General features: G+C 61.1%; 29 protein-coding genes. 17 read left to right on the top strand and 12 right to left on the bottom strand.

From position 1 onward, the window contains the following. The first annotated feature begins 142 nt into the window (after positions 1-142). Positions 143-643, top strand: coding sequence for a hypothetical protein (locus AC1DR6_RS01320; RefSeq protein WP_476827809.1), 501 nt, complete (start codon positions 143-145; stop codon positions 641-643). 210 nt (positions 644-853) lie between these two features. On the opposite strand, the gene AC1DR6_RS01315 is transcribed toward AC1DR6_RS01320, so the two are convergent. Next, a complete protein-coding gene (locus tag AC1DR6_RS01315; protein ID WP_476827376.1) occupies positions 854-2,047 on the bottom strand; it encodes a tyrosine-type recombinase/integrase in 1,194 nt (397 codons plus the stop codon). Positions 2,048-2,422: 375 nt separating this feature from the next. Between AC1DR6_RS01315 and AC1DR6_RS01310 the strand changes: the two genes are divergently transcribed. From AC1DR6_RS01310 to AC1DR6_RS01275, 8 genes are all read left to right on the top strand, one after another. After that, positions 2,423-3,664, top strand: coding sequence for a tyrosine-type recombinase/integrase (locus AC1DR6_RS01310; protein WP_476827375.1), 1,242 nt, complete (start codon positions 2,423-2,425; stop codon positions 3,662-3,664). Positions 3,665-3,761: 97 nt separating this feature from the next. Next, positions 3,762-4,925: a hypothetical protein gene (locus AC1DR6_RS01305; RefSeq protein WP_476827374.1), complete on the top strand. Its 1,164-nt coding sequence runs from the start codon at positions 3,762-3,764 to the stop codon at positions 4,923-4,925. A gap of 191 nt (positions 4,926-5,116) precedes the next feature. Next, a complete protein-coding gene (locus AC1DR6_RS01300) occupies positions 5,117-5,308 on the top strand; it encodes a helix-turn-helix domain-containing protein (RefSeq protein WP_476827373.1) in 192 nt (63 codons plus the stop codon). A 196-nt stretch (positions 5,309-5,504) separates the two neighbouring features. Further along, positions 5,505-5,792 carry a winged helix domain-containing protein gene (locus AC1DR6_RS01295; protein WP_476827372.1) on the top strand — a complete coding sequence of 96 codons (288 nt, stop codon included), beginning with the start codon at positions 5,505-5,507 and terminating at the stop codon, positions 5,790-5,792. After that, positions 5,789-6,289: a hypothetical protein gene (locus tag AC1DR6_RS01290; protein ID WP_476827371.1), complete on the top strand. Its 501-nt coding sequence runs from the start codon at positions 5,789-5,791 to the stop codon at positions 6,287-6,289. The genes AC1DR6_RS01295 and AC1DR6_RS01290 overlap by 4 nt, the downstream gene beginning before the upstream one ends. Continuing rightward, positions 6,286-6,747, top strand: a complete 462-nt coding sequence (locus tag AC1DR6_RS01285) for a hypothetical protein (protein ID WP_476827370.1) — start codon at positions 6,286-6,288, stop codon at positions 6,745-6,747. Before AC1DR6_RS01290 ends, AC1DR6_RS01285 begins: the two co-directional genes overlap by 4 nt. A 208-nt stretch (positions 6,748-6,955) precedes the next feature. Beyond that, positions 6,956-7,804 (top strand): hypothetical protein, encoded by an 849-nt coding sequence (locus AC1DR6_RS01280; RefSeq protein ID WP_476827369.1) that lies wholly within the window; start codon positions 6,956-6,958, stop codon positions 7,802-7,804. 2 nt (positions 7,805-7,806) lie between these two features. After that, on the top strand, positions 7,807-9,588 hold the full coding sequence (locus tag AC1DR6_RS01275; protein ID WP_476827368.1) for a bifunctional DNA primase/helicase: 1,782 nt from the start codon (positions 7,807-7,809) through the stop codon (positions 9,586-9,588). Positions 9,589-9,632: 44 nt separating this feature from the next. Here the strand turns inward: AC1DR6_RS01275 and AC1DR6_RS01270 are convergent, their stop codons facing one another. Genes AC1DR6_RS01270 through AC1DR6_RS01260 form a run of 3 tightly spaced genes read right to left on the bottom strand, consistent with a single transcriptional unit; the run spans position 9,633 to position 10,936 of the window. Continuing rightward, entirely contained in the window at positions 9,633-10,118 is a 486-nt protein-coding gene (locus tag AC1DR6_RS01270; RefSeq protein WP_476827367.1) for a DUF7689 domain-containing protein, read from the bottom strand. Positions 10,119-10,121: 3 nt separating this feature from the next. Then, complete coding sequence (locus AC1DR6_RS01265) at positions 10,122-10,580, bottom strand: hypothetical protein (protein WP_476827366.1); 459 nt, start codon at positions 10,578-10,580, stop codon at positions 10,122-10,124. Further along, the gene (locus AC1DR6_RS01260) at positions 10,580-10,936 is read right to left on the bottom strand and encodes a hypothetical protein (RefSeq protein ID WP_476827365.1); all 357 of its coding nucleotides are present in this window, start codon (positions 10,934-10,936) and stop codon (positions 10,580-10,582) included. Before AC1DR6_RS01260 ends, AC1DR6_RS01265 begins: the two co-directional genes overlap by 1 nt. A 666-nt stretch (positions 10,937-11,602) precedes the next feature. Between AC1DR6_RS01260 and AC1DR6_RS01255 the strand changes: the two genes are divergently transcribed. Then, entirely contained in the window at positions 11,603-12,463 is an 861-nt protein-coding gene (locus tag AC1DR6_RS01255) for an eCIS core domain-containing protein (RefSeq protein WP_476827364.1), read from the top strand. A 324-nt stretch (positions 12,464-12,787) separates the two neighbouring features. Here AC1DR6_RS01255 and AC1DR6_RS01250 read toward each other — a convergent pair whose 3' ends face one another. The 8 genes from AC1DR6_RS01250 to AC1DR6_RS01215 all read right to left on the bottom strand — a co-directional run bounded on the left by AC1DR6_RS01250 (position 12,788) and on the right by AC1DR6_RS01215 (position 20,880). Continuing rightward, entirely contained in the window at positions 12,788-12,961 is a 174-nt protein-coding gene (locus tag AC1DR6_RS01250) for a hypothetical protein (RefSeq protein ID WP_476827363.1), read from the bottom strand. A gap of 527 nt (positions 12,962-13,488) precedes the next feature. Continuing rightward, complete coding sequence (locus AC1DR6_RS01245) at positions 13,489-13,944, bottom strand: DUF5681 domain-containing protein (RefSeq protein ID WP_476827362.1); 456 nt, start codon at positions 13,942-13,944, stop codon at positions 13,489-13,491. A gap of 392 nt (positions 13,945-14,336) precedes the next feature. Beyond that, positions 14,337-16,592 carry a hypothetical protein gene (locus tag AC1DR6_RS01240; RefSeq protein WP_476827361.1) on the bottom strand — a complete coding sequence of 752 codons (2,256 nt, stop codon included), beginning with the start codon at positions 16,590-16,592 and terminating at the stop codon, positions 14,337-14,339. A gap of 3 nt (positions 16,593-16,595) precedes the next feature. After that, positions 16,596-19,184 (bottom strand): hypothetical protein, encoded by a 2,589-nt coding sequence (locus tag AC1DR6_RS01235; protein ID WP_476827360.1) that lies wholly within the window; start codon positions 19,182-19,184, stop codon positions 16,596-16,598. After that, on the bottom strand, positions 19,184-19,462 hold the full coding sequence (locus AC1DR6_RS01230; RefSeq protein WP_476827359.1) for a hypothetical protein: 279 nt from the start codon (positions 19,460-19,462) through the stop codon (positions 19,184-19,186). The genes AC1DR6_RS01235 and AC1DR6_RS01230 overlap by 1 nt, the downstream gene beginning before the upstream one ends. Then, positions 19,462-19,638: a hypothetical protein gene (locus AC1DR6_RS01225; protein WP_476827358.1), complete on the bottom strand. Its 177-nt coding sequence runs from the start codon at positions 19,636-19,638 to the stop codon at positions 19,462-19,464. The genes AC1DR6_RS01230 and AC1DR6_RS01225 overlap by 1 nt, the downstream gene beginning before the upstream one ends. Positions 19,639-20,227: 589 nt before the next feature. Next, positions 20,228-20,512, bottom strand: a complete 285-nt coding sequence (locus AC1DR6_RS01220) for a hypothetical protein (protein ID WP_476827357.1) — start codon at positions 20,510-20,512, stop codon at positions 20,228-20,230. A 2-nt stretch (positions 20,513-20,514) separates the two neighbouring features. Then, positions 20,515-20,880: a hypothetical protein gene (locus tag AC1DR6_RS01215; protein ID WP_476827356.1), complete on the bottom strand. Its 366-nt coding sequence runs from the start codon at positions 20,878-20,880 to the stop codon at positions 20,515-20,517. Between the two features lie 90 nt (positions 20,881-20,970). Here AC1DR6_RS01215 and AC1DR6_RS01210 point away from each other — a divergent pair, with 90 nt between their 5' ends. From AC1DR6_RS01210 to AC1DR6_RS01180, 7 genes are read left to right on the top strand one after another with little or no spacing between them, the layout of a single operon-like run. Continuing rightward, a complete protein-coding gene (locus tag AC1DR6_RS01210) occupies positions 20,971-21,444 on the top strand; it encodes a hypothetical protein (RefSeq protein ID WP_476827355.1) in 474 nt (157 codons plus the stop codon). Positions 21,445-21,447: 3 nt separating this feature from the next. Then, positions 21,448-21,843: a hypothetical protein gene (locus AC1DR6_RS01205; RefSeq protein WP_476827354.1), complete on the top strand. Its 396-nt coding sequence runs from the start codon at positions 21,448-21,450 to the stop codon at positions 21,841-21,843. Positions 21,844-21,876: 33 nt separating this feature from the next. Then, positions 21,877-22,674 (top strand): hypothetical protein, encoded by a 798-nt coding sequence (locus AC1DR6_RS01200; RefSeq protein WP_476827353.1) that lies wholly within the window; start codon positions 21,877-21,879, stop codon positions 22,672-22,674. Positions 22,675-22,726: 52 nt separating this feature from the next. Then, the gene (locus tag AC1DR6_RS01195; protein ID WP_476827352.1) at positions 22,727-23,179 is read left to right on the top strand and encodes a hypothetical protein; all 453 of its coding nucleotides are present in this window, start codon (positions 22,727-22,729) and stop codon (positions 23,177-23,179) included. Next, positions 23,176-23,340 (top strand): hypothetical protein, encoded by a 165-nt coding sequence (locus tag AC1DR6_RS01190; protein ID WP_476827351.1) that lies wholly within the window; start codon positions 23,176-23,178, stop codon positions 23,338-23,340. Before AC1DR6_RS01195 ends, AC1DR6_RS01190 begins: the two co-directional genes overlap by 4 nt. Then, a complete protein-coding gene (locus AC1DR6_RS01185) occupies positions 23,337-23,750 on the top strand; it encodes a hypothetical protein (RefSeq protein WP_476827350.1) in 414 nt (137 codons plus the stop codon). The genes AC1DR6_RS01190 and AC1DR6_RS01185 overlap by 4 nt, the downstream gene beginning before the upstream one ends. Next, positions 23,747-24,040 carry a hypothetical protein gene (locus tag AC1DR6_RS01180; RefSeq protein ID WP_476827349.1) on the top strand — a complete coding sequence of 98 codons (294 nt, stop codon included), beginning with the start codon at positions 23,747-23,749 and terminating at the stop codon, positions 24,038-24,040. The genes AC1DR6_RS01185 and AC1DR6_RS01180 overlap by 4 nt, the downstream gene beginning before the upstream one ends. The last annotated feature ends 37 nt before the right edge of the window (positions 24,041-24,077 follow it).

The following is a 24,077-nucleotide window of genomic DNA, read 5'->3' as shown; positions in this document are numbered from 1 at the left end:
AGAAGAAGCATCAATAWCTGAAAAAGAGCGTGCGCGAACTGCGAGCAGTTTTTYCGAGCGCAACCCGCTCAAYSCAGGCCATGCGCGCCAAGCATGCGCTGTCGCATTCGAGACGTTCTTCGCTTTRTGGCCTGATCGAGCCATGTCTGATGCCTCCAAGTCGCTCAAGGTTTGGCAGGCGCTCGCGCCTGGGGAGCGGCAGGCTGCGCTTGCCGGTATCRAGCCATTCCACGTTGCCTGGAAGGCGGCCGGCCGGACCTATCCGATCGCTGCACAGACCTATCTCGCGGACCGACGCTGGCTCATGCGGCCACAAGATCCGGAGGCAGCAACTATCGAGGTCGTGGAGCCATGGACGTTGTCCTGGTGGCAGGTGGTGCTATGGCGGCTGACTGCCGGCAAAAGGGTCTCGTTCGCATTTACAGAAGCCCGCTCAGGCCGCTCTTTGACGGTGGCTGCCGGCGAGCTGATCGAAGCGGCAGCTGCTCTGCCTCGACTTCAGCAGGTTGAACCTGATGGCGCTGATGGCGAAGCCTGGCGTGCGTGGCTTGTCGAAAGAGGCGTTCGGCTGCCGGATTCAGGCGAGCGGTTTGAGTTGATGGTGCCATCGCCCACTCCGCCCGCCGCGGGACGGCGGTCATGACAGCCAAGCCGAAGGCGGAGCTGACGCTCGCGCGCCTTGAGCCCGTAATCCTGCACCTTGCCCAATGCGTGGTCACGCATGGACCGCGCTTTGCGCCTTTCCTCGAAAAGCTTCTGGCAGAGCGCGATCGTCTGAAGGGGCARCAGGATCCTGTCGCAARAGCCCAGGCGATCATTGCARGCGCTGGGARCGCTGGTACCATYGCGCCTGCTATGCGTCGTCGGGCCTGAAGGCGATCTTTTCGAGCCATCCCCGCTTTTGCTGCAAGCTGGGGCCAGCGCCATATTTAGGTCGGCTGTATTTGTGCCCCATCAGTGCAGCGATCACCTTCTCCGGCGCCTCGACTGCAGTGAGGCGGTCCTCGAAAGTRTGGCGCAGCGAGTAAAGCGAATGCTGCGAAGACGGCCGCAGGTTGCGCTCGGTCATCACACGGTTGACYAGCGCCGAAAGACCGGCATTTTTGTCCCGATATCGCGGAAAGCCATTCGGRTGCTGACGCATCGCCGCAAACGCAACCCCTACCAGCGGAATTGTCCGACGCGACTGATCTGTCTTCATCCTCCGACCCTCCGGCTCAACCGAAACATGCGGAACAACATCATCGAGCCTGATCGTTCCGGCGGTCAGGTTGACGGCTTCCGATATCCGCAGGCCCGTATCGGCAATCAGCGCGATGATGGCCTGAGCTTCTGCGTTGAGATCGCCAAACGCGCCTGGCCGCAACAGCGTGTCACGGACGAAGCTGGTATCGAATGCCGCGCGCGAAGCCTCAACTTCGCCCTCGATTCGCAGCTCGGCGAAAACGGCGCTGAGTCCGAGCCGGCTCTTGGTGTTCAGCACCCGCCACATTTTGTTGAGATGGCCGATCGACTTGTTGGCCGTGCCAATCTCGACCTTTCCRGCTAAAACTCGTTCCTGCCAGTGGTCCCGAAAATCCAAAGCGTCGTTACGCGTAACTTCGCTCAGGGGCTTGTCACCAATAAGCTCGATCAGCAGACCGATTGCGTGSGTCTTGGCATTGCGCCAGCGCCGCCTCTGCTCCTTTGACAGATCGGCGAGAGAGGCCCGCTGCAGACGTTCGTATTCTTCGAATACGCCGGATAGGCGCATGCTCGGCGCAGCAACAAGGCCGAGAACTGCATCGGTAGCCGAGCTCTCAGGGGACAGACCCTTCGCCATGACTGCCTCGACGCGGGAGACAATATCAGCCGGCGCACTCTCGACCAACTGAGCAGCCGGGATGTAATCGAAGCCCAGGGCACGAGAAAATTGCCTGGCGGCTTCGAACCGCTGCCGAGCATCCTCGCTTTGCCCAAGAAACAGTCCGCGCCAATAGGCTTCGTGCTCCGCATTGATTCTCRCAGCYGCTTTACGCGCGCTATGGCCGCGCGGATCGTCGGCCACTCGGATGCGCGTCGACTGCTTGACAATGCCCCGCGGGTCAAAAGCCGCAAACGGCGCCGGCACCCGTCGCACATAGTGCCACCACCCGTCACGCTTCCCAAGGAAATCCGGCACTGGCGCACACCGTTACACGAAATGTTGTACGCGATGTTGCGCGAAAAACCACCGTAACGTCAAGCAGGCGCGGATCTTTCGGCCAAATCAACGAATTGGCATGGCAAGCGTGGCGGACAGGGAGTCCGTGGAATTGAACTGTCAGGGCGGGTCACGACGTGAACATTAGGGATACACCGAGAGAACAAAAGCTGAAGCTCTTGCCTGAGAGTGCCATGGCGTGCCAGAAAATGACCGTCGTCCGGTGGGGCGTAAAGTGGGGTGACGGTGGGGCGCCAACTCAACAAGCTTTCTGCACGAGGCGTCGCGACGCTTTTGGAGCCAGGCCGGCATAGCGACGGCGGGGGGCTCTACCTTTGGATCGAGGCCAGTGGCGCAAAGCGCTGGCTATTCATGTTTCGTAGGAACGGTGCGAGGAAAGAAATGGGGCTAGGGGGCCTCACCGCCGTGACGCTGGCTGAAGCCCGCGACAAAGCTGCGGAAGCCCGCAAGCATCTCGATGCCGGCCGCGATCCAATTGAAGCCAGGAAGGAAGCGCTAGCGGCTGCCGAAGCGAGCGCGAACAAGACGCCGCTGTTCGGCGCCTTTGCCGAGGATCTGATCGAAGATATCAAATCCGGCTTTCGAAACGCGAAGCATCAGGCGCAGTGGTTGTCATCGCTGAAAGCGCATGCCAGCTCGCTCTGGCCAATACGCATTGACGTGATCGGCACTGAGGACGTTCTGGACGTTCTCAAACCTATCTGGAAAACAAAGCAGGAAACCGCCTCACGGGTTCGGGGCCGCATAGAACGCATCTTAGATGCCGCCACCGCCAAGGGGAAAAGGGCAGGGGCTAACCCTGCACGATGGCGCGGCCATCTGGACAAGCTCTTACCTAAGCGGTCGAAGCTGGCGCGCGGCCATCATCCCGCTATGCCCTATGCCGATGTCCCCGGCTTCATCATCTCGCTGCGAGAGCGGGAAGCCATCGCCGCCCGTGCACTTGAGTTCCTAATCTTCACCGCATCGCGCACCGGCGAGATCCGCGGCGCTGTCTGGAACGAGTTCGATTTTGACCGTGGCGTCTGGACGGTCCCTGCCGAGCGTATGAAGGCGGGCCGGCTTCACCGTGTGCCGCTGACTGCGCGGGCTTCGGAAATCGTGCAAGCGCTCCAGCGGGTCAGCACGAGCGACTATGTGTTCGCTGGCTCTCGCGAGCGCATGCCTCTTTCATCGCACGCCATCCTTATGCTGATGCGGCGGATGGAAGCCGATCAATTTACCCCACATGGTTTCCGCTCCAGCTTCCGCGATTGGGCTGGGGAGCAAACCTCATTCCCCCGCGAGTTGGCTGAGGCTGCTCTTGCCCATGTGATCGGGGATGAAACCGAGCGAGCCTATAGGCGAGGGGACGCGCTAGAAAAGCGTCGGAAGCTGATGGAAGCCTGGGGCCGCTTCATCACAGCGCCGAAGGCCAAGGGAGACAATGTGACGCCAATCCGCGCAAAGGCTGCCGGATAGACATCGAGCTGCGTGGGGATAGGCCGGCCAGCCGACAAGTGGGGAAGCACCGCCCCATTTCCCCATGCTCCGCAAGGTGCGCCGTGGAGCGCGGCAATTGAAGATCGACGTAGCCAACTTCTGGTTTCAGCCCGAACGCTGGCCAGCAGATACAAAGGACCGGCTGTTTCTGGCGCGGGCAGTGATGCGCCTTGGGCACGCTATCGGGCGCAGCACGTGGCAGGGGTTATGGGATGACAGCCATCTTTTAACGACCGCAGTAGGCGCTAAGGTTTTCGATATCGCCACCGAGTTTCTAGCCCGTGCCGGTGCCGAGGAACGGTTAGAATTTTCTGTCGCAGAAATTCAAGCCATGCGAGTGATGACGGGCCATGAATGGACGCAGATCGATCGAATAGATTTGTTTCATGCTTGCCGCCTGCCTATGTCCGACCAATCCGGCGGAAGTGCTTTCCCCGTTTACGTCGAGAAGAAAAGACTGCCCGATTTGATCGGCTTCTATTCTGATGCGGCGGCTGCGATTTCAGCCGACCAATATTTCAACCGCATTAAGCGTGAACGCTTCAGTTTGGCGAGCCCGCCAACTACTCTTGCTCCACCCCCCGGCTTCTTGTCAGTTGATGGCGCGATCAGCGCTCTCTCCGGCGATACCCATGCTGAGAAGCTGGATGCGCTGAAGAGAATGCTTGCAGCCGGCCAGGCCCGAGCAATTGTTCAGTTTTGGGAAACGGGCCGGATTAAGGAAATGCTGCCTTCTGACTGGCTCAGCATAGATCCGGACGAAGCGCTGGCTGACAACGGCATCGTATCGATCCCTGAAAATCCCATCGATCCGAATTCGCTCCCGCTCCTTGCCTTTCTTCGTGTGGGCGTCGCTCAGGAAATACCGAGTGCTAAAGATGGTAGGGCGGCCGCCACCCCATTGACTGCCCCGCAAGAAGGACACCGTCGCGCCGGTTCGACAAAGCCATCAGGATTAGGGCGGATGCGCACCCGCACTGTCGATGACCTTACGGCAGAATTTTCCGAAATTCGACGGCTCCGCCGCGCGCTTCAACAGGCCGCGACAGAAAGCAAAACCCGTCTCAACCAAAGCCAACTCTTGAGCGCCGCATGTAGGCTGCTGGGCGATGCCAACGAGACAAAACGATCCAGATTAAAGCAGATATTGAGGGGTACTCACGATCTGTCCAACAAGCTGATGGCGGGTGACCCTCCGCTTGAAGCATTCAAGACGCCCACCCTTAAAAAAAGCAGGTAAGCCTTACCCGCCGGGCGAATCTGCCCAGCTATCAGCGGCGATTTACCCACTCTTACCCATTGATAAATAATAGATTATTCTGATTTTCGCCGGGTCTTCGGGTAAGCGCCGGGATGCGCGATTCTTCCAGTCACGCCACGACGCAACAGGGCACATCGCTCTGAGCCGGATGGCGGAACTGGAGCGCAGCAATGCAAAAAGCCGCCCTGACGATCAATGAGGTTGCCCACGAGGGCGCCATGAGTACCCGGCAGGTTTATCGCCTGCTGAAGAATGGAAAGCTGACGGCCCGCAAGTCCGGCCGCAAGACCTTGATCCTCTCTGAGGACTTCAAGATCTGGCTGGCCTCCCTCCCGGTCGCTGATCTGGAGGCCGTGAGCTAATGCAGCTACATACAGCAAACCCGGCGCCAAGTGGCACCGGGCTCGCAAAAGGCTTTTCCCTAGCAGGAACGCCCAGCGAGAATACCATCCCCTCCGTCATCGTCAATCGTCTTCAGCGCCGTTTCGGCTTGTCCGAACAGCACGCCCTGACGGTGCTCCGCCTCGCCTCTCTTGGGCCGCAGGAGGGCCGCAACTAATGGCAATCCTCAAGAGCATCACCATCGCCGTCGAGGGCGATCCCGATCCCAAAACCTTCAAGGGCCGTGACGCCTGGGCCTTGGACAACCTCATCTTGGCCGGCGCGCGCGGTTGCACGCCGATCGACCATCCCGGCCCACGCTGGAGCCATTATATTTTCAAGTTGAGGCGCGGCGGCGTCGGCGTCGTAACCCACGATGAGAAGCACTCCGGTCCCTATGCCGGCACTCACGCTCGTTACGTCCTGAGCGTGCCCGTCACGGTCATCGAGCGGAGGGCGGCATGATGCAGTTCAACCCTGACGCTCCGCTCGACATGACCTTGCTTCAGACGGTCGCGGCCCATCACCCTGACCCGCTCGGCGAATTTGCCCATGTGCTTGCGCTTTGGCGCCACCGAGGTGCGGTGAGCTTCCGTGGGGCATGGGGTGAAGCCCTTGCCCATTACGAGGGAGCAATGCCGGATGAGGTATCGAGGCACCTTGCAGCCATGCAGCTCGCTTTTGCAATGTGCGGGATTCCCATCGTCAACCCGATCAAAGTCCCCGACATCCGCAGCGTCGATGAAAACGGCGTTGCGGAAAATGGTGACGGATACACCGGCCAAGCAGTGCCGGAGCTGGTTGATCGTGGCCTGGCCTTCAACGTCCCCGTCTTTGTTCGCTATCCAGACGGGCGCCTTTTGAAAGGCAATGAGGTTCGCTTCACCGATACCGCCGTGAAGATGCTGGAAGCCGATCTGAAGGCCTCCGTTCTGCCGGAAGATCACTGGAGGCAGCATTGAGCGGTATCGTGCAACCTCTCGCCACCGCCGCTGTCGGTTTAGCCAATCTGCGGTTCTTCCGGCGGCCTCTGCCCGGCCACCGGATGATCTGGCATTCGTGGCAGGACATGCAGGCTTGCCTAGCGCTGCCGCGTGATCTGCGCCGCGAGTTCCTTTCCAAGCTTCGCAAGGAGTGGGGCAAAGATACCCGCGCCGTGATGACAGAAACCGGCCCGACGACCCTTGCGCCGCACTTTATGGCGCAAGGTCTCATCGGCTCAATGATCGAGCTGGGGCAGGCTTCTCGCAACTTCGAACGCGCTTATGTGCTTGGCATGGTCGCGGCCACGAAAGTCTATCATGGCGAAATAGGCCTCTCGGAAGCGGAGGGCGTCAACTATTCCCTGCGCGCCTTCCGCGAGGAAAACGGCATCGCTGGCCCGCATCCGACCATTGAGATGCTGCGGGGCGAGCCATGAGCGGCGAACTCTATCTGATGGACGACGAGCGCGGATGGTTTGTCGTCCACGAAAGTCGGGGAGGCGATAGCTCGGGCATTGATGGTCCGTTCGCCTCCCGCCTTAGCGCGGTCCTTGCGGGACGGGATTTGGCGTCGCGGCTAGATGCCGACTTCGCAGAGGGGGAGGCCGGGCGAGTCCTGGTCTTCCCGGAAAGGGAGGAAGGGTGATGGCTCGCATCCGCTCTATCCATCCCGGCCTTTTCAGCGATGAAGTGTTCGTCGCCCTTTCAGCGCAGGCGCAAGTTTTCTGGATTGGCCTGCTCTGCGATGCCGACGACCGAGGCATCTTCGAATGGAAGCCCGTCTCCCTCAAGATGCGTATCCTGCCGGCTGCCGTAAGCGATGTCTCATGCCTTCTGGAAGAACTGGAGGCTCACAAGCTCATCCGCCGCTACGAGAGCGGCGGAGCGACCTACGGAGCCATTCGCAACTTCTGCCGTTACCAGCGCCCGAAATGGCCGAAAGCGGCCCATCCCATCACTGCGGAAATCCGTGCCTTCACTGCCGTCGATGGCAAGGCGGAAGGCGGTGCCATGTCGTTCTCGAACGACCCCACGGCGGCGGAACGCCAACGCCGGAAGCGTGACCGTAATCGGAACGAAGCGGGCGACACAGAAGACGTGTCACGCATCAGCCGTGACGATGACGGAACTGTCACTGCAGGGGAGAGGAGAGGAGAGGAGCTAAGGAAGAATACCACTGCTAACGCAGTGGGCGTTGCCGCCCCGGATGCGCCTTCGCCGGTTACTGCCTTCCCCACTGACTGGCGGGAACGTCTCTTCCGGCAGGGCCTCGCTTCCGTCTCCGAGATGACCGGAAAACCAGTAGGCCCGGCCCGGTCGCTCATCGGCCGCTGGCTCCGCGATGCCCGAGACGACGCCCGCAGGGTGCTACGCACGATTGAGGACGCGCAGGAGCAGAACGCGGCCGAGCCCGTCGCCTGGATCGAGGCGGCTTTGAAAGCTCGGCCAGCTCAGTGCTCCGATTCTCTGGCCTTCACGATGGGGAGGGGCTGAGCATGGATTTCCTCGAAACCGCCAAGGCCGAAGGCATCCGGCTTCGCTCATGGGCGCAGGGCAACCACAAGACGACGTGCCCTCGCTGCTCTCATCTCCGCAAAAAGAAAACCGACCCCTGCCTGTCCGTCACCGTGTTTGCCGATCGAGCCCGCTGGCAGTGCCATCACTGCGGCTGGACCGGCGGCGCCGGGGGCGATGACCACAGGCGCAACCCTGTCCGCGAGGTTCGCATGTACAATCGCCCTGTTCGGATCGAGAACCCCGAACGCCCTGACAAGATGCTGGCATGGTTCGGAAGTCGCGGCATCTCCTCCGCCACCGTCGAGAGCATGGGCATCTATCGCACCCGCCAGTGGTTTTCGCAGACCGAGGCGGAGGCGAGCTGCATCGCCTTTCCCTACGAATGGGCCGGCACGCTCCGCAATGTGAAGTACCGCTGCATCGAAAAGCACTTTCGCCAGGAGAAGAACCCGGAGCCGGTGCTTTACAACGCCGACGCAATCAAGCCGGGCGAGGATCTGATTTTCGTTGAGGGCGAGATGGATGTGCTGGCCTTCATCGAGGCCGGGCTGTCCAACGTCGTCAGCCTGCCGAATGGTGCGCCCGATCGGCCGGAGCAATCGGACAAGCGCTATGAGCCCTTGGCAACGCATGCCGAGGCACTGGAGGTCGCAGGCCGCATCCTCATTGCGACCGACATGGACGGCCCCGGCGAGCTGCTGGCGCAGGAACTCGCGCGCCGCCTGGGCAAGGACCGATGCTGGCGCGTGCGCTTTCCGGCATCCGGCGACGTTCAGACCAAAGACGCCAACGAATGCCTGATGGACCACGGCAGAGAGGTCTTGCGCGAGTGCGTCGACACTGCCGAGGCCTGGCCGATCGATGGGCTCTATGAGGCCGATACCTTTTCGGACGACGTGCTTGCGACCTATCGCGGCAAAGGTCCGCAGCCTCTTTCTCTCGGCATGGGGCGGGACATGGATCAGGCCTGCAAAGTGTTACCCGGCCAGTTCGTCGTCGTCACCGGCATCCCCAACCACGGCAAGAGCCGCTGGCTGGATCAAGCCGCCGCCTCGATGTCGGACCTTCACGGCTGGCGCTGGGCCGTATTCTCACCCGAGACCGGCAGCGAAAGCCACATCATCGATCTGTGCGAGATCAAGACCGGCTTGCCGTTCCATCCGGGTCCGAGCTTCCGCATGGATGAGGAGCAGCTTCATACCGCCATGCGGTGGGTGAACGATCGGTTCGTTTTCATCGACTCTGGCGAGCACACTCCGTCGCTCGATTGGGTGCTGGAGCGGGCAAAGGCCGCTGTCCTGCGGAAGGGCATCAACGGCCTCATTGTTGATCCCTATAACGAACTGGAGGCCGGTCGCCCGAACGGCATGACGGAAACCGAGTTCGTTTCCCAGCTCATCAGCAAGTGCAAGCGTTTCGCTAAGGTCCACGGCGTGACCGTCTTCATGGTCGCGCATCCGACGAAAATTTCTAACCCGGCCGGCGGCAAGGAGCCAGTACCTGGCCTCTATGACATCTCGGGCTCGGCGCACTGGCGCAACAAAGCGGATGCCGGGTTGGTCGTGTACCGCGACTTCGAAGAGCGCTGCACGATGGTCATCGCGAAGAAGATCAGGCGCCAGCCGATTTGCGGTAGCCCTGGCCAGGTCAAGTTCTGGTTCATGACCGACGCCCGCCGCTTCGATCCCGCCGCAGGCAGCTACCGAGCGCAGGGGCAAGAGACAGGGTTTGGCGCCAATACTAGCCGCCGCCAAGCGTAGGTAGCACGTGCCATCAACTCTTTAGTCATATACGGGGAATGCGTTCACGGCCTCAGTATTTTGCTTTGAGGCGGGTGCAGAGCGGGAATTTTCCAAGGTTGGCCGCGCTGCCTTTGCATATACGCCAGCAGTCTCCCGTAACCAGACCCGACATATGTGAATTCGTCAATATGCTCCACGTCAGTACCAGTACCCATTTTGCATGCCCAGCGGCCATTCGACATTTGGCGCGATGCATGAAGAACAGTATCCTGATCTTTTCCGTAGATTGCGATTTTTTCCCATCCCAAAATCAACGAACCGCCATTACATTCGGAAAACCCAACTAAATTGAAAAACGCTTTAAAGTTTTCAAGCGTCGGATTTCGGTCGATATCTTCAGGCCATCCAAATATTCCGTCATCATCAGGCCAAATGACAACATCGTTGCTCCCGATTGACCAGCTAATACAATTATAATTGGCGTCTTGCGGGCTAGTAATAAAATAAGTTTTATCCTGAATTGCAGAGGGAAACGGGTTATTAAACATTTTTTAGACTAAGCCGTTCTGCTTACCCCAACTCATCCAACTTTGCATCATCTCCGGCACGCGGCCGCGATGATGAGGGGGGACAGGATCTTGACCCGCAATATTCTTCAAAAGAAGAAACCATTGCAGCTTCACATCACCATTTTGCATGCGAATTAGAATTTCTCGCAACGCGAAGCGCCCCATATTTAGTAAATGAGCGTAATTTGGGTGAAGTTTCATATCGGCAGTAGATGACATCCACTCAGTATCAGTCAGCCAATTCTCAGATAGATTATTAAATCTAACACGCCGGTGGAAAGCAGCCGTTACTGGCGTATCGTTTACAGCAATAATTCGCTGTACGCCGGCGGGTATGTTGTAGACCTGAGCATTATAATTATCAGGGCTCCTCGAAATATAGCTATTAGAGGTGTGTACGCTGGCAGCGCCCCAATCCGCCAGCCGCAATTCCAAGGTCATCAAGCAGACCCCTTTTCAGAACTTCCGAGCATGTCGTCCAAATCGCGGATACGACTCGACAACCAATCCTGCAACTCTACAGCTGCTGTCCTAGATAGGATGATATCTACATCCATCTCCCGGACAATCCCGTCCTTTCCTTCGATTATTTTCTCGGAGCCCAGATGCCCCGATGGATCAATTTCATGGGTGGTATGTTTGGCAATAGCGGGCCGTTCGCTGTAAAATGCCGCGTGAATATGGCCTCGGGGTGTCACTCCACCAACCGCACCGTCGACATGAAGCACTCTGAAATGCGGGCTTTTGACGTAGTGAAAGTTCACTAGCTGCGGCGCGCCTAATTTGCTCTCAGGCATGCATGTACCTTTCAGTTGTGACTTTCCTAGCAGCCACTTCGCTCGTTCCGCAAGGCGCCGACCCTCAATCCCCGCAGGATGGCGGCATATGGGGTCGCTGTTCGTCAGCGCCGTTGCACCTGGCGGGAACATCACGACGCTTCGCCAGCGGGTTGAAGAATGCCGCGCGATGCTTCGCAAGGCAGGGGAATTGGCGTGAAGGGCGTTCCTATGCAAAGCGATATGGGCGCCGTGACTCAGGGGGGCGCTGACTAGATTTGTGGGGGTGTCCGCTACCCCACGTAGCTCATAAGCTGGCGAAGCCGCTCCTGGCCCTCCTGAGGACTTCGACGTGCTCCCCTCACGTGTGCACCTGCGGGACGCGCGAGGGAAGCCGTTTTCGAGACCGGCGCAATCTTCGCTGGTTGCCAAGGCCGGCGCTGCTGTCCTGCACGAATGGAGCGTCCGCGCAGACCTTTGAATATTGCCCGGCGGAGGTCGTCGCCGTCGATGGCGACTGGCTTAAAAGGCCGGCGTTAGAGACTTAAGTTTCGGACAATCGAGATAGGGTCGTCGGTCTAGACCGAATTACCAATATTTGCGCGAGCTCTTCGCCGAATCTCAACTTTCAATCCATGGCCGCCTTTCGTAAGGTAGCCGCTTCTGGTAAGTGGCGAGGGGGGAACGATGTCTAGTTCATTCAAATACGCCGTGCGATTTCTAGTGTTGTTAGTGACGTTAATACTGGGCGCCAATATCGCATTTGCATGTGGAGGCATATTCGACGTCGCATGCAATCTGCAACATGGAGGGATGAGCCCCGACAATATCCGCAGGCAGGCCGAAAAAGCGGCACAAGATGCTGCCGAAACGGCGAGAAAAGCCGCTCAGGATACTGCTAATTCTGCCGCTAAAGCTGGCCAAGACGTCGCGAATGCCATCAATGAACTGCAGGCTAGTGTGCTAAGCGGCCCTGCTTTGGAGCAAGCCATAATCGCATCGCGAGATACAGCAATCAACGGAGCAATGCCGATACCTCCCCATATTAGGCAGCAACTTATTGGATATGTCAGCGAGGATTCACTTAATCGGGCCCGTTATAAAATTGGAGACAACGGCTTTGTGAATTTGGCGCGGCTTCTTGAACAGGGGGGTACAGCGTCAGCGGTCACCCTAATTGACGTGATCGTCTTTATTGGCCCGAGCGAGGCAGAGGATCCAGCTTTGTGGGCACATGAGCTTACTCATGTAGAGCAATATCGGGACTGGGGCGTGCATAGCTTTGCGGTCCAATATGCGCGCAATCACGGATCAGTTGAAGATCCTGCATATGCCAAGGGTAATGGTTATTGGGGGTGGCGCCAGCAGAATGGCTCAGCGACGACTGCGTCGACACCTGGGCCCTTTCCTATGCCGATCCCAAATGCCGGCGCTTTCTGCTTCGTCATGAACTTCGGTCGTTTTGGTCCAGGGCCTCTGCAAATAATTGGAAGTCCGTGTGTAGTGGGGACGCCTCAGGGTCCTATATTTGGGCAAGTAGTGCCTTAGTAAACGAGGCGTCCAAGATCCTGAAATAAGTCAACGCCTGCTCGACCCGAAGCCTCGTTGACGGTGCGCGTAGATTCCCGGTCGCAATTCCCCGTCCTTTTTGGCGGATGAGGAATTGCGGCTGCGCCGGAGACTAGCCGGCGTACAGGAAATACGATCCGGACTCTGGGTCATGCGACCGCCTCGGTGAGCATCTTCATCTCCCGTATCATCGCGAAAGCACGCGCCGTTGCGGCTCTTCCCGCCGTGCATCCGGCAACGGCCGTTCGGCATGGAGCGGAATTGTCAGCACAATCGCCCCACTATCGACATGAGCGTAATGGGCTATAGACCGACACAGTAGATGGCAGCCCATTCGGCATCTGACATCACTGGCCGCTGTTGGTAGGGCTCCTGCTCATCATCATCGGGGGCATAGTCGAGCACCACATATTCGATGCCCTCTTCGTTTTGAATCCGCTCTAGCAACGCAATGCGGCGATTGAGTTCGCGCGTCATGCCGGCCTCGCTGCGGCTTCAAGAATGGTGTTGGACAGCTCTCGATCCGAAAGCCGCTTTGGATCGGCCCCCGTCGCCCCGTGAGGCTGCATCTCGGCAATCGCTATCAACTCGGCCTCGCTCATGCTGGTAGCACCTGTCCATCGCATGACAGGCAGGGGCGCCGGATGAGCAATTGTGCCCATGATGACCGGATCACCCCGTTTCACGACGCCGGCAGCCAGGGCGCGCGCCAATGCAGCCGAGGCGGCTTCGCGCGTCCGCTCCCATATGACGAATGCCACGCTCGACCGCTCGCTGGTGTTGGCTGACGCTCCAGCAGCGCAATACGTTTCGCCAGCGCGGTCATGTATCCGCTCTCATCCCAGCCAAGATAGCTGCTCGCTGCTGCGGGTCGGATGGGATCGCGTCAGGCAAGGTCGATCCCCAGGCTTTCACTTTTGCATCGCGGGCAACCTTTGGCTCGATTGCAGCCACCGGCCTCCGCCGCTCTTCCAGTTTGTTGATGCGCGCTTCCAGATTACCCCTCATGTCCTGCCTCTCTCCAGCGTCTCAAGCCTGCGATGAAGGTCCGTCACTTCGATAGCCTTGGCGTGTGCGTCAACCAGCTTGCCGAGTTCGGCTGCCTCCGATGGCGTCAGTTCGCCGGCCGCCACCGCGATGAGGATGGCCTTGGTCGCCTTCGTCAGATCCTCGATGGCGTCGATGGAAGGAAGATCGAACGTCACGGGCCGGTCACGTCGCACGGGCGCGAGACGATCCATGCAAAGGCGCAGCGCGGTCATATCGCCGGCCTGCGCCATATCGACCGCCTTACGTGTCAGTGCCTCGGCTTCACCCTCAAGGATGGCCTCTATCGCGAGCGTGACCTTGTGGCGGGCGCCTTTTGGTTTCCCGGCAGGGTTGCCGGATTGACCTGGCTTGAACCGCCCCTGTTTCTGGCCTGTATTTTCAGGTTCAAGGACGCTCACAGCAGCACCCAAGTCATCATCCCAAGGCTCGCGAGCGCCAGCGCGGCGTCACCCCTTGCGGGAGGACGGGTGAAGAGGCACGTTGTGGTGGCAAACTGGAGAATTGCACCGTGGATCGGCTGACGCGTGGGTTTCATAGGCTGGGCCTTGTGGTCGCGGTGCCGCTCCTGCTGTTCGCGGCGTATGTCTGCTTTGGGGGTCTTTTCCTCGCGAAGACAGTTAGTGAGGCGAACGACAGCTACACCTTTGCTGCGCTTGTCGCTGTCCCAGGTGTCCTCTGGTATGCCGCGTGCCGTGCCTTGGCGTGGATCGTGAACGGGTTCCGTAAAACAGCCTGAATGCGCGGTCTCGCTTGGTCCCTGATCGGCGGTGCCCTGATAGCGGTCGGTCCTCACCCGTGGTCCCTACTGCTGGTTCTGATCTGCGGCGGCCGGCAGATATGGCGCACCACTCCGCGCCCCGCTCGATACATTCAATGGCCCCGTATTTGAGGCGAGGCCGCTAAGCTGGCCGGCTTCGTCCGCGACGCTGCCGAGGAAGCGCATTACGCCGGGGCTTTTCACCGCCATTTTCGTTAGGGTCTGAAGCTGGGCCGGGTCGCCACTCGCCAGCATCTCGCCGATCTTTTTCGACAAGCCCTCGTTGATCTTGGCATTGCCACTTTTAAACGCCTGCCGAGCGGCGACGCCTGCCATCATACCGAGGCCGGCGCTGTGAGCGTCGCCGCCCTGATAGAGCCCCACGCCACCACCGATACCGCCGGCTGCGCTCAACTCGACGATCTGTCGCGCCGTAGTCGAGTTGCCGAGAGCGTTCTGAAGCTTGAGCATCGCCGTCTCGACACTCAGGGCCGCCTCCAGTTGAGTCGCCTGTCCTTTGCCCAGGGCAATTTCGACACGCTCCCGAGCGGCCGGACTTCCGAAGATAGCCTTGACAATATCGCGCCCGTCGCCGGTTTCCCGGATCTTTGCGATGAGGTCGGACCGGAAGCCCTCCGCGAACAACTCACGCTCTGCCGGCTTCATGGCAGCAAGCGCCTTACGAGCCTCGATATTGCCCATGCGGGAGGTGACGAATATTTGCCCGGCCTCTAGCGCGTCTTCTGCCTGGAATGCCCGAAAGGCCCCCGAGCGGGCTTCGGCAAAGGCCGGGGCCTGCTGATCGAGATGGTTCAAAAGCTGACGACGAAGGTTCGTGTAGTCGCCGGCCAGATCCTTGTTGCCGCCCCGCGCTGCCTCACCAGCCTTGCCGCGAAGCTCTCGCGACACATAATCCCAGAACTGGAGGTTCGGCTTGGCGATCGATCCATCGGCCTGCCTTGCAAGGGTGAGGTTGCCGGCGGCGTCGGTCGTGAACGGGTTGCGGATTGGCGGCATGCCCTCGGCTACCGTCTTGTTCGCTCCGGTCTTGATGACAGAGCGGATAGCGTTCTGCACCGCAGGGGCCTGTGCCAGTCCCTCAAGCGTCTCGTTCCACATGCCGGCACCGCCCTGCATGTAGGCGCGGGCATAAGCAGGCCGGTTGGCGGCACGCGCTGCCGACTGTAGCTCCTCCAGCGTCTTGCCGGCGCTCGACGGGCCGAAGCTGCGGAGCAAATCCGTGATGCGGTCGCCCTGGCCGGCGAAACGATCTGAGGTCGCCTCTGTCAGCGCCGCGCGGCCTTCCGGCGACGTGTTCGCTGCGGATCGGGCCAAGGCGCGCGTCGTCTCGCCACCAACGTCACCGAGAACGGCAGGGGCACCGCCACTCTGCATTTCAGCCAAGCGCGAAGTTGGATCAGCCACACCGTCGCGGGCCATGGCGGCATTGATCCGCCTGGCTGCTTCGGTCTCAGGCGTGACCCCAGCACGGAAGGGTGCCGCGACCTTACCGGCAAGCTTCCCGGTTGCGCTGGCGAACGCCTCTGCACCACGGATGAACGCGGGGGCAACGGCACCAACGCTTGCCCCGATTGCGCCTTGGACGCCTGCCGCCGTCGCCTTGTCGGTCAAGCCGCCGTCGCTCTCGACGCCGCCGGTGATGGCGCCATAGAGCCCGCCGGTCAGCGCGGCGTTGGCAGTGGCAGCACCGCGCACGCCCTCGCGAACGGCACTGACACTTGGCATCAAGCCGGCGGTGGCCCCGAGGCCGGCTACCTGCCCGGTGAGACGGGAGCCAGGGTTTAGCGCTTCGTCAGCGGAATCCATCGCCCGCTGCCGAGCAAGGTTGTCGCCGTAGCGCTCGCCAAAGGTATCGCCCTGGCCTGAGCCGAAAGCCGCATCGCCGGCCGCAGCCAGCTTGTTCATGCCAGGTACCCATTCCGCCACGCCGCGCATATAGGCATCCACCCGACCTAGCGGACTGGTGTTGTCCTGCTGCTGCCGAGTGCGAACGGCATCAGCGAGATATTCCGCATCGCGGGCTTGGGTGGCATCGCCCTCGCGCTGGTCGCGCGTGGCAAAGCCGGGCGTTGAAGGTGGCGGCTGCCGGTTGGGCGCTACGGTGACGACAAGCGGGCCACTGCCGGTGTCGCGCGGAAGAGCGCCGCTCTGCGGTGCGTCGAACTGGTCGAAGACGTTGCCGGCGCGGCCCGGCATGCCACCCAGCGCTGGCATAGGCATCCCGCGCGGAGGCTGGGAAGGCGCAGCCGTGTCGAATTGGTCGAAGACGTTTCCAGCCATGGCTTACTCTCCCAACACGCTTGCTGCGGCACCGCGACCGTACTTCGCATCGAACTGGTCACGGGCGCCGGGATTGGCCTTGAGGAAATCGACGGCGGCGGAAGGCGTTGAAACTGCTTGCCGCTGTTGCTGGGATGGTGCTGGCGGCTGATTGCCGCCACCCTGGGAACGCTTCTCTGGGCTCTTGTAGAAATCCCCGCCGCGAAGCTCATTCGCACGCTGCTGGTTGAAGGCCATCCGACGCTCGGCCATCTGGATTGCGCGGTCATAGATGCCTTGCCGGATATTGTCCGGCTGGCTGATGCTGCCTTGAATATCGAGTAAGATTTTCCGTTCGCCTTCAGTCGGGGCCGCGCCAAAGATGCTCTTGAGTTGTGCGAGAGCTTGCGAGGTCACGAGGTTGTCGAGGTTGGCGGTGGCTTCACCCTTTTGCGGACTAGCGATGCGGTCGGGCACCATCCAATCAGGAAGGTTGTTCGCCAGCGCAGCCTTGGTCCCGGCGCCCCAGCCACCGAGGGCCTGCGGCGAAAGCTTCTTGGCATCCTGCAAAGCTTTGATGGCCGTCTGCGACGACTGCACCGCTTCATCCGCCTCAAGGATGGCTTTCTTGTCCGTCGCCGACAGCGGTCCCATGTCCTCGCGTGGCATCTTGCCGGTGAGGATAAAGCCCTGGTAGCCGGCATCGCCGGGCTTCAGACCGGCCCGAGCCGCAGCCGCCTGGCGCGCCTCAACGTCATCGTCAGCGGTGTTCTTCTTGGCCTTTTCCTTTTCGGCGGCATACTCGGCCGGGTTCTTCGCGGTCGTCCACCCCATGCCCTTCGCGTACATGAACTCCTTGGCGCCATCGGGCATCTTCGATTGTTCAAGGGCGTCCTTCAGGAAAATCTCTCCGAGGCCGCGAGCGTTTGCCGGGAGGTTCGGGTTCGCGAGTGCCGACGCCAGCGCGCCCACCTGGCGCTGCTTGTTCTCGATATCCTTCGTGTAGCGGTAGTCCTGCGCTTCTTGCGGATTCGTCGGGCGCGGCAGCTCGCTGGTGGGCACCGGGTTTGCCGCCGGCTGTGTCCGCTCGCCGGCCGCCGGTTGAACCTGGGCAGTTGCACCCGAGGTCGCCGGTGAACCGACCGCCGCCGGGCTCATGCCGATGGTCGGAGAGGCGCCGCGAGCCGGAATATCGGCCTGCGGGTTCGGCACCACTATGCTGGCCGGGGGCTGTTGCGGGAGCCGCGAGCCGTTGAAGTTGCCATCGGCCGGCGTCGGCTGGCTCTGGCCGCCGTAGTTCGCCCATGGGCTCATGAWGCCGGCGCCGGAAGGGAGCCCACGCCGCGCCTCCTCGCCGGCAACGAGCCCGGCAAGCCCGCCTGCATCATTGCTGTTGGGATTGACCGCCGCGTATTGKCCTCCGAGTGGAACCGGCTGCGGCATCTGCCCCATGGCTTGGACCGCGCCAGGTGCGGGAACGTCAGACTGGAGGTCGTATGGCCGGCGGGGTGGCATCGGGGGTTGAGCCTGCGCGATGGCGGCGGTGTCCTGCCGACCACGAGGCCCGAGAGCCGAACCCATCCAAGGCTGCGAGGCGCCTTCCGACTGGAAAGCCGGATCTAGGGGCCGGTTACCTTGCGWGATGGCGTCGAAGGTGCGTCCGTTCATGGAGGGCTGGCCAGGGATGGCATAGCCGTCCTGCCCGGTTTCCATYGCGACCGGCACCGATCCTCGCGCCGGCATGTCCGCTTGCGCGCTGCGCTGGCCCCGAGCCCCGAGGGCCATATAGTCCATCAGTGACGTGCCGTTGGCATCGGCGGGRTTGTAGGCGCCGCCAGTGGAGATGAAGCGTTCTAGGCCACCCTTGCCGCCGAGGTGAGCCACCGCSACCATGCCRTCGCGGGTGATCGGCACGCCGTTGATGCTCTGSCCGATCARGCGATCAAAGCCYTTGGCCTGAATAGTCTGGTCGATGTCATCGACATGCCACCGCTCGGCTGCCTGCTGGAGCGCTGGCGAGTTCTTGAACTGCTGCGGCGTGGTGCCCTGGGGGATGGCCCCTGCGTCAGCCGCTTCCTGAAGGCGKGCRACGCTGAACTGGCCCCGGCCGAAGTGACCGACATTGCCGCCGGCCCCGACTTCGTTGTTCTGCGCGCCCCAATTGCCGCCGCTCTCGGAACTGACGAGCGACGCCGGGAGGGCGCTGTCCGTCGAGCCGGAGGTTCGCGAGATCGGGCCACCGAGGCCGCCACCGCCAAGGTAGCCTTGCAAAGCAGAGCCCATGCTCTGGGTTGCGGCCTCGCCGGCTTTGCGCTGAGTGGCAGCCTCGTCCAGTTTCAGTAGATCRAAGCCGCTGGCGGCATCGCCTAGCTGGAAGAGCTTGCCGGCAGCCTGCTTGTAATTGACCGTACCGCTCGCAATGCCCTGGCCTACCTCACCAAGGAGCTGCTGTTTTTGGATGGCCTGCTGCTGCTTTTGCGCGTCCTCGCGTTCCTTGCGGATATCKCCCGGYAGGTTCCCAAGCGTCTGYCCGAGGTTGGCGRAYGCRSWGTTCTCCGCGCTGTAATCCGTTCGCATGTTGGGGATGCGCAGCGGCGTCAGTTGAAACGGCATCAGGCTTGGCCCCTGCATTCGAGRACTTCGCGATAGGCGCGGTAGTGGTCGTGAAGGGTGCTCCACGCGTCGAGCAGTTCGCCGTGCAAGCGGTCGAACACGGCAGCGTCGCGAGGCGCGTGCTGGAGCACGAGAAGCATCTGCACGGTGAGGCCGCGCATCGTCTCGGTCGTCAGCGCCGCCGCGAYGATATGCGGCTCGATCGGCAAGGGCGGAGCCTCATCTGCGATGGAGGCGGTCGTGACGCCGGGGCGAAGCTGATACACGTCGGCCGACATCACGCCGCCGCCTGATGCTGAGTGCGGATCGTGGCGAGCTGAGCGCGGATTAGAGCCCGCACCGTGCTCGACAGCGAGGTGTCGCGACGCTCGGCTTCTGCTTCAACGGCAGCGCGTAGCTCGGGCTCGACACCGCAGATGATGGTCGCGGTTCGCTTGGCTTTGCTGGAACGCATGATTTGCCTCCGAATGATGGGAGGCAGTATGCGCTAACGCCGAATAAAGATCAATGAAATCAGATGTTTAATGTTACAGCCTGTTTTGGCTCGTACTGGCTTGGCGGTCGGTTTGGATGGTCACATCGGCTATCCGATAGGACGCTGCATCATCGCCGATAGCGGGCCCGCATCCTATCAGCTAAGCGTCGCCATTCTCCGCTAGCCAAAGGTCGAGAGCGGAAAGTTCGGGTGCAGCTGTGAGGTCGCCAAGTTTGTCCAGCGTTCGGTCAATGGCGACCCGGTCGTAACGAGTGGTGCCGGGGATTGCCGCCGGCAACGTTCCAGCCTTTACAAGCTGATAAAATCGCGAAGGGGTGACAGCACAGTAGGCCGCTGCTTGGACCTTAGTAAGCAGCCTAGGGACGATGCCAGTCGGCAGTTCAGCCACCTAGCCCTCACTATCGATCTGGAGCGTCACCATTCCTTCGCGCCAGGAATGACGGACCGCTTCTCGACTGCCGGTGCAGACATCTTGGGCGCAGGTGCTTTGAAGAGCGCTCCAGCATTGTCGCGAGCGCTAGCTGGACGGCGCGTGGCCTACCGTTGGTCACGACGCATCCCCTCCTGTGGCAGCTGTCGCAATCAGATGCTCGGCCGTCGCAATCGCCCGCGTCCTGGCCTCCGGCGTCATCATCGCAGCAAGCAACGCAGGCACCCACGGCGGCACCGGAACCTCATCGTTCAGCCATTCATGGACGCGGCTGAGTCTGCCATTGCAAAAAAGCTCCGCAAACCGGTCGGGCGGCATGTCGATCTGCCGGAGGCCGTAACGGAACTGTTCGCCGTCGATATGAGCGGCCTTGGACGTAGGAAGCTGAAGCTTTCGGGCCATGTTTAGCTTTTCCTGGGCCTGTGCATCCCTTTGCCGCGAGCTTTACCAATCACGGATGGCTCATCTGTCAGAGTTGCGCGGCGGTCGGCCTTTTCTTCCTTCGTGGCATCCATTTCGCTCATAGCCTCATCAGCGACAGCGGCAGCCTGAGAGCGCACATTCGCAGCGCTGGCCTCGATCTGCTGAACGGTCATAGTCGATGGCTTTGCGAGGCGCACGCCAGCACCACCGCCGTTCTCGGGAATGAACTGAACGCCTGCGGCCTCTAACGCCGCGCGAATAGCTTGCACTGTTCGATCTTGGGCGCCGAGCGGCCCCGGCTTGCCTTCCAGCCGCTTAATCGAGGGCAAAGACACTTTCGATGCCACGGCTACGTCTTTTTGCTCCCACCGTAGGAGCGCCCGTGCTGCGCGAAGTTGCTCACTCGACATCATCACATTTAATCCCTCAAGAATATTTTGATACCTGAGGTATTGACAGCTCCACAGGATCAAACTTATACCTCAGGTATCGCATATCAAACGACGAGGATCAAACCGATGAGTCAACACTACGACTTGGTTGTCCGTCATTTCGATCGCATCACCTTCAACAAGGGCGCCATCATGCGCCGCGCATATGAAGCCGGCCGCTTCGCCTTCGCCGCCTGCCGCAATCTGACCGAGCGCCGCCGTCAGCTATCCGTCTGGCTTCGTAAAGCTTGGACTGAAGCGAAGGGCGAAGCCTATCGACTACGCCACCGTGCTGAGATCGACGCCGTGACCAAGGCTCGTGTCGCGCTGCTAGAGCGCAATGCCGCCGCGCTCGCCGCCTCTTTCCGCAATGACGGCGCGGCGATCCGCTTCGAGATCGAGCGCGAGCACTACCGCCAGCATTTCCAGCCCACCCGCATCGACGCTCTGCGCGGTGCACTCGCCAGCATTGGAGCTTAAGCCATGGCAACCCTCGCATCTCTTATGCCGCCTACGATAAATGCCCACTTGGCGGAACCTGCACTTACCAAACCCGCCATAACCGTCTCGGGACCGGTCCAACTCGCACGAGCCATTCAGACGCTCACTGCCGTCGCCAACTCGCTGACCAACCAAGGCGGTTTCCACGACAACGATGGCCGGATGACCGCTGCCGGTCGTCGCTTCGAGAAAATCGCTGACACGATCTGCAACGAATATCTGGACGTGATGGCTGAGCTTCGCGACGCCAAGCCCCGCACCGGGCGGGAGACGGAGGACCGGGGCTGCGAATTGCTCGCCTTCGATCTGAACTGTGACGAGGAGCCGACCACCATCGCTCTGACCGCCGTCCGCCGCGCCTTTCCCGGCCGCTATTAACCCAACCCGCTTTCACATCGCTGGAGACTGAAAATGCTCAACGCCACCGTTGCGGCAGCCGCTACCGGCTTGCCTGCTGCCATCTTCAACCGCCGCCGGATGCTTCTGGGCCTTGCTGCCGCGTCCACCGCTGCCGCTACCGCTAGCGCGGCTGTCAGCCCCACGCCCAAGGCGACCGAAAACCCCAAATTGCTCCGACTAGCGGAGGGGCTGCCGGCGCTCGTGGATCGGTATCACGCCGCTTGGAAGCGCCAGCGGGATACAAAGGCCGAATGGGAGCCCCACTGGCCTGCCGCCCCCGACGAAATCACTCAGCCCGGCAGAAAGGGCGCCTGGGGCGGATGGGAGCAAACCTTTGAAGGCGCTGCACGCAAGCGCCCAAACGAAGAGCACCCGCGCCAGCTCATCCCCTCCCACTCCTTCCGCTGGCAGGTCCGGCGCGACGAGCGGGCCTTGAAGAGCAAGGGCCTTCTGACGACCGGATCGAAGGACGGCCGAAACCGTGCTGAATGGGAGGCTGAGCTGGCGGAGGACAAGTACTGCCTTGCCCTTGCCGAAACCTACGAGGCCAAGACCAAACGCATCCGCGATGCTTCCGGTTATGAGGCCTCTTGGAAGGCCCATCACGCGGCAACCGACGCGCTGGCAGCTCATGTCGCTCTCATCATGGCAGAGCCCGACCACACGATGGAGGGCCTGATTATCAAAGCCGAAGCGCTGGAGGCGTGGAACAGGGTCGAACGGTGGCAGCGCGCCATGAAGCCCGCAGCGGCTGACTGGCATGGGAAAATCGCGGCCTCGGTCCTCCGCCACGCCAAGGCCGGCGCCTAGCGAACCCTTTTCTGAATTCCGACACCTCCCATCCAAAAGGAGTGCTTTTCCAATGACCGTTGCACGTCGCCAATTCCTTCAATCCGCCGCCGCTTCTGTCGCGGTCGCGGTACCTGCCATGCCGCCCGGCTGCATTATGTCGCCGGCCGCAGCGTCGATACTCAAGGCTGCCCCCTATGTGCCGGCGCAAGACGACGCCGAGTTGCTGCGGCTCGCATCGCGCTTTCAGGCGGTCGCTTCTGAGCAGTCCACGGCTTGGGCCGTCTTCTGTGACGCGAACCCCTCAAAGGAGGCCTGCGCCGACGTAGAGCCCTATTTTGCAGGGTTGTTTGCCGAATGGGTCGGTACGTCGGACACCTGCTACGGAATTGCGCCGACGACACCGGCCGGGGCGTCAGCGCTCCTCAAGGTCATTCTGGAGCGCGATGCAGACTTCATAGACGACGAGCCGAAAGAAGCGCTTCGCCGCCTGAGCGATGCATTAGCCGCGATGGTGCGCGCATGAGCCCGATCCGCATCAATCGCCAAGCTGGCAAGCGCAAGCCCGTCAGCAGCAAGCCCGTCACCCTTCCAACATTCAGCTTCTACGACTTCGAGCCGGTCTGTTTCGTTCGCGGCCGGCTGGAGTGGGGAAAGCGCGTCATACCTCTGGAGCGCCGCAAATGAGCCTGGTCGATCTTCGCCCCTTCACTGTGTCGCGCAGCTTGCGCCAAATGGCTGAACCGCTCCCGCCCGTGTGCCTGTCGGATCTGGTCTTGCCACTTTCGGACAGAGAGCGTGCGGAGGTCGAGGCCACCCTTCGCAATGTCGCGAAGATGCTGAGCAAGACGCCCGGCGCCACAGGCAGCATGCGCCGCCGTGTCGGGATTATCGTGGACTGCCTGATTGCGGTTGCCGACGAAATGGATGGCGACGCCGACCTAGAGGACGGCGCCGACAACGAGATTGTATCCGAAGATGAGGGCGCTCAGTGCGACGACGAAGGCGAGCGTGACGACAATGGCATCGCTGACGACGATGGCAGGTCCGAACAGTGGGGCCATCAAGATCAGCACGGCGCATGGGTGCAGGGATGAACGTTCGCGACATCACTGCTGCTATCGCAGACGATGACCGCAAGGCGATGCGTCAGGGGTTTCGCGCCTTGGTCGATCCGGGCGAAGACCGGGTGCAGGCAACCGCTCCCGGCCTGCGGGTTGTGGCGCTCAACCGCCTTTGCGTGGCCCTTAAGGACGACGCCGCCATGATGCCGCCCGAGACCTGTATTGCGCTCGATCTTCCGGCCGGCGCCACCTATGCCGATGGGGTAGTCAAGGTGAGGCGGGATAGCGCGAGGCTTGCACGGCATCTAATGACTGGCGGCTGAAACTCAGTGGTCCGCCAATACGGTCCACGATTACGCC

The sequence above is a fragment of the Allobosea sp. P5_A5 genome, assembly GCF_056400625.1.
Note: the sequence above shows the minus strand (reverse complement) of the source record. Positions and strands in the feature narration are given on the sequence as shown.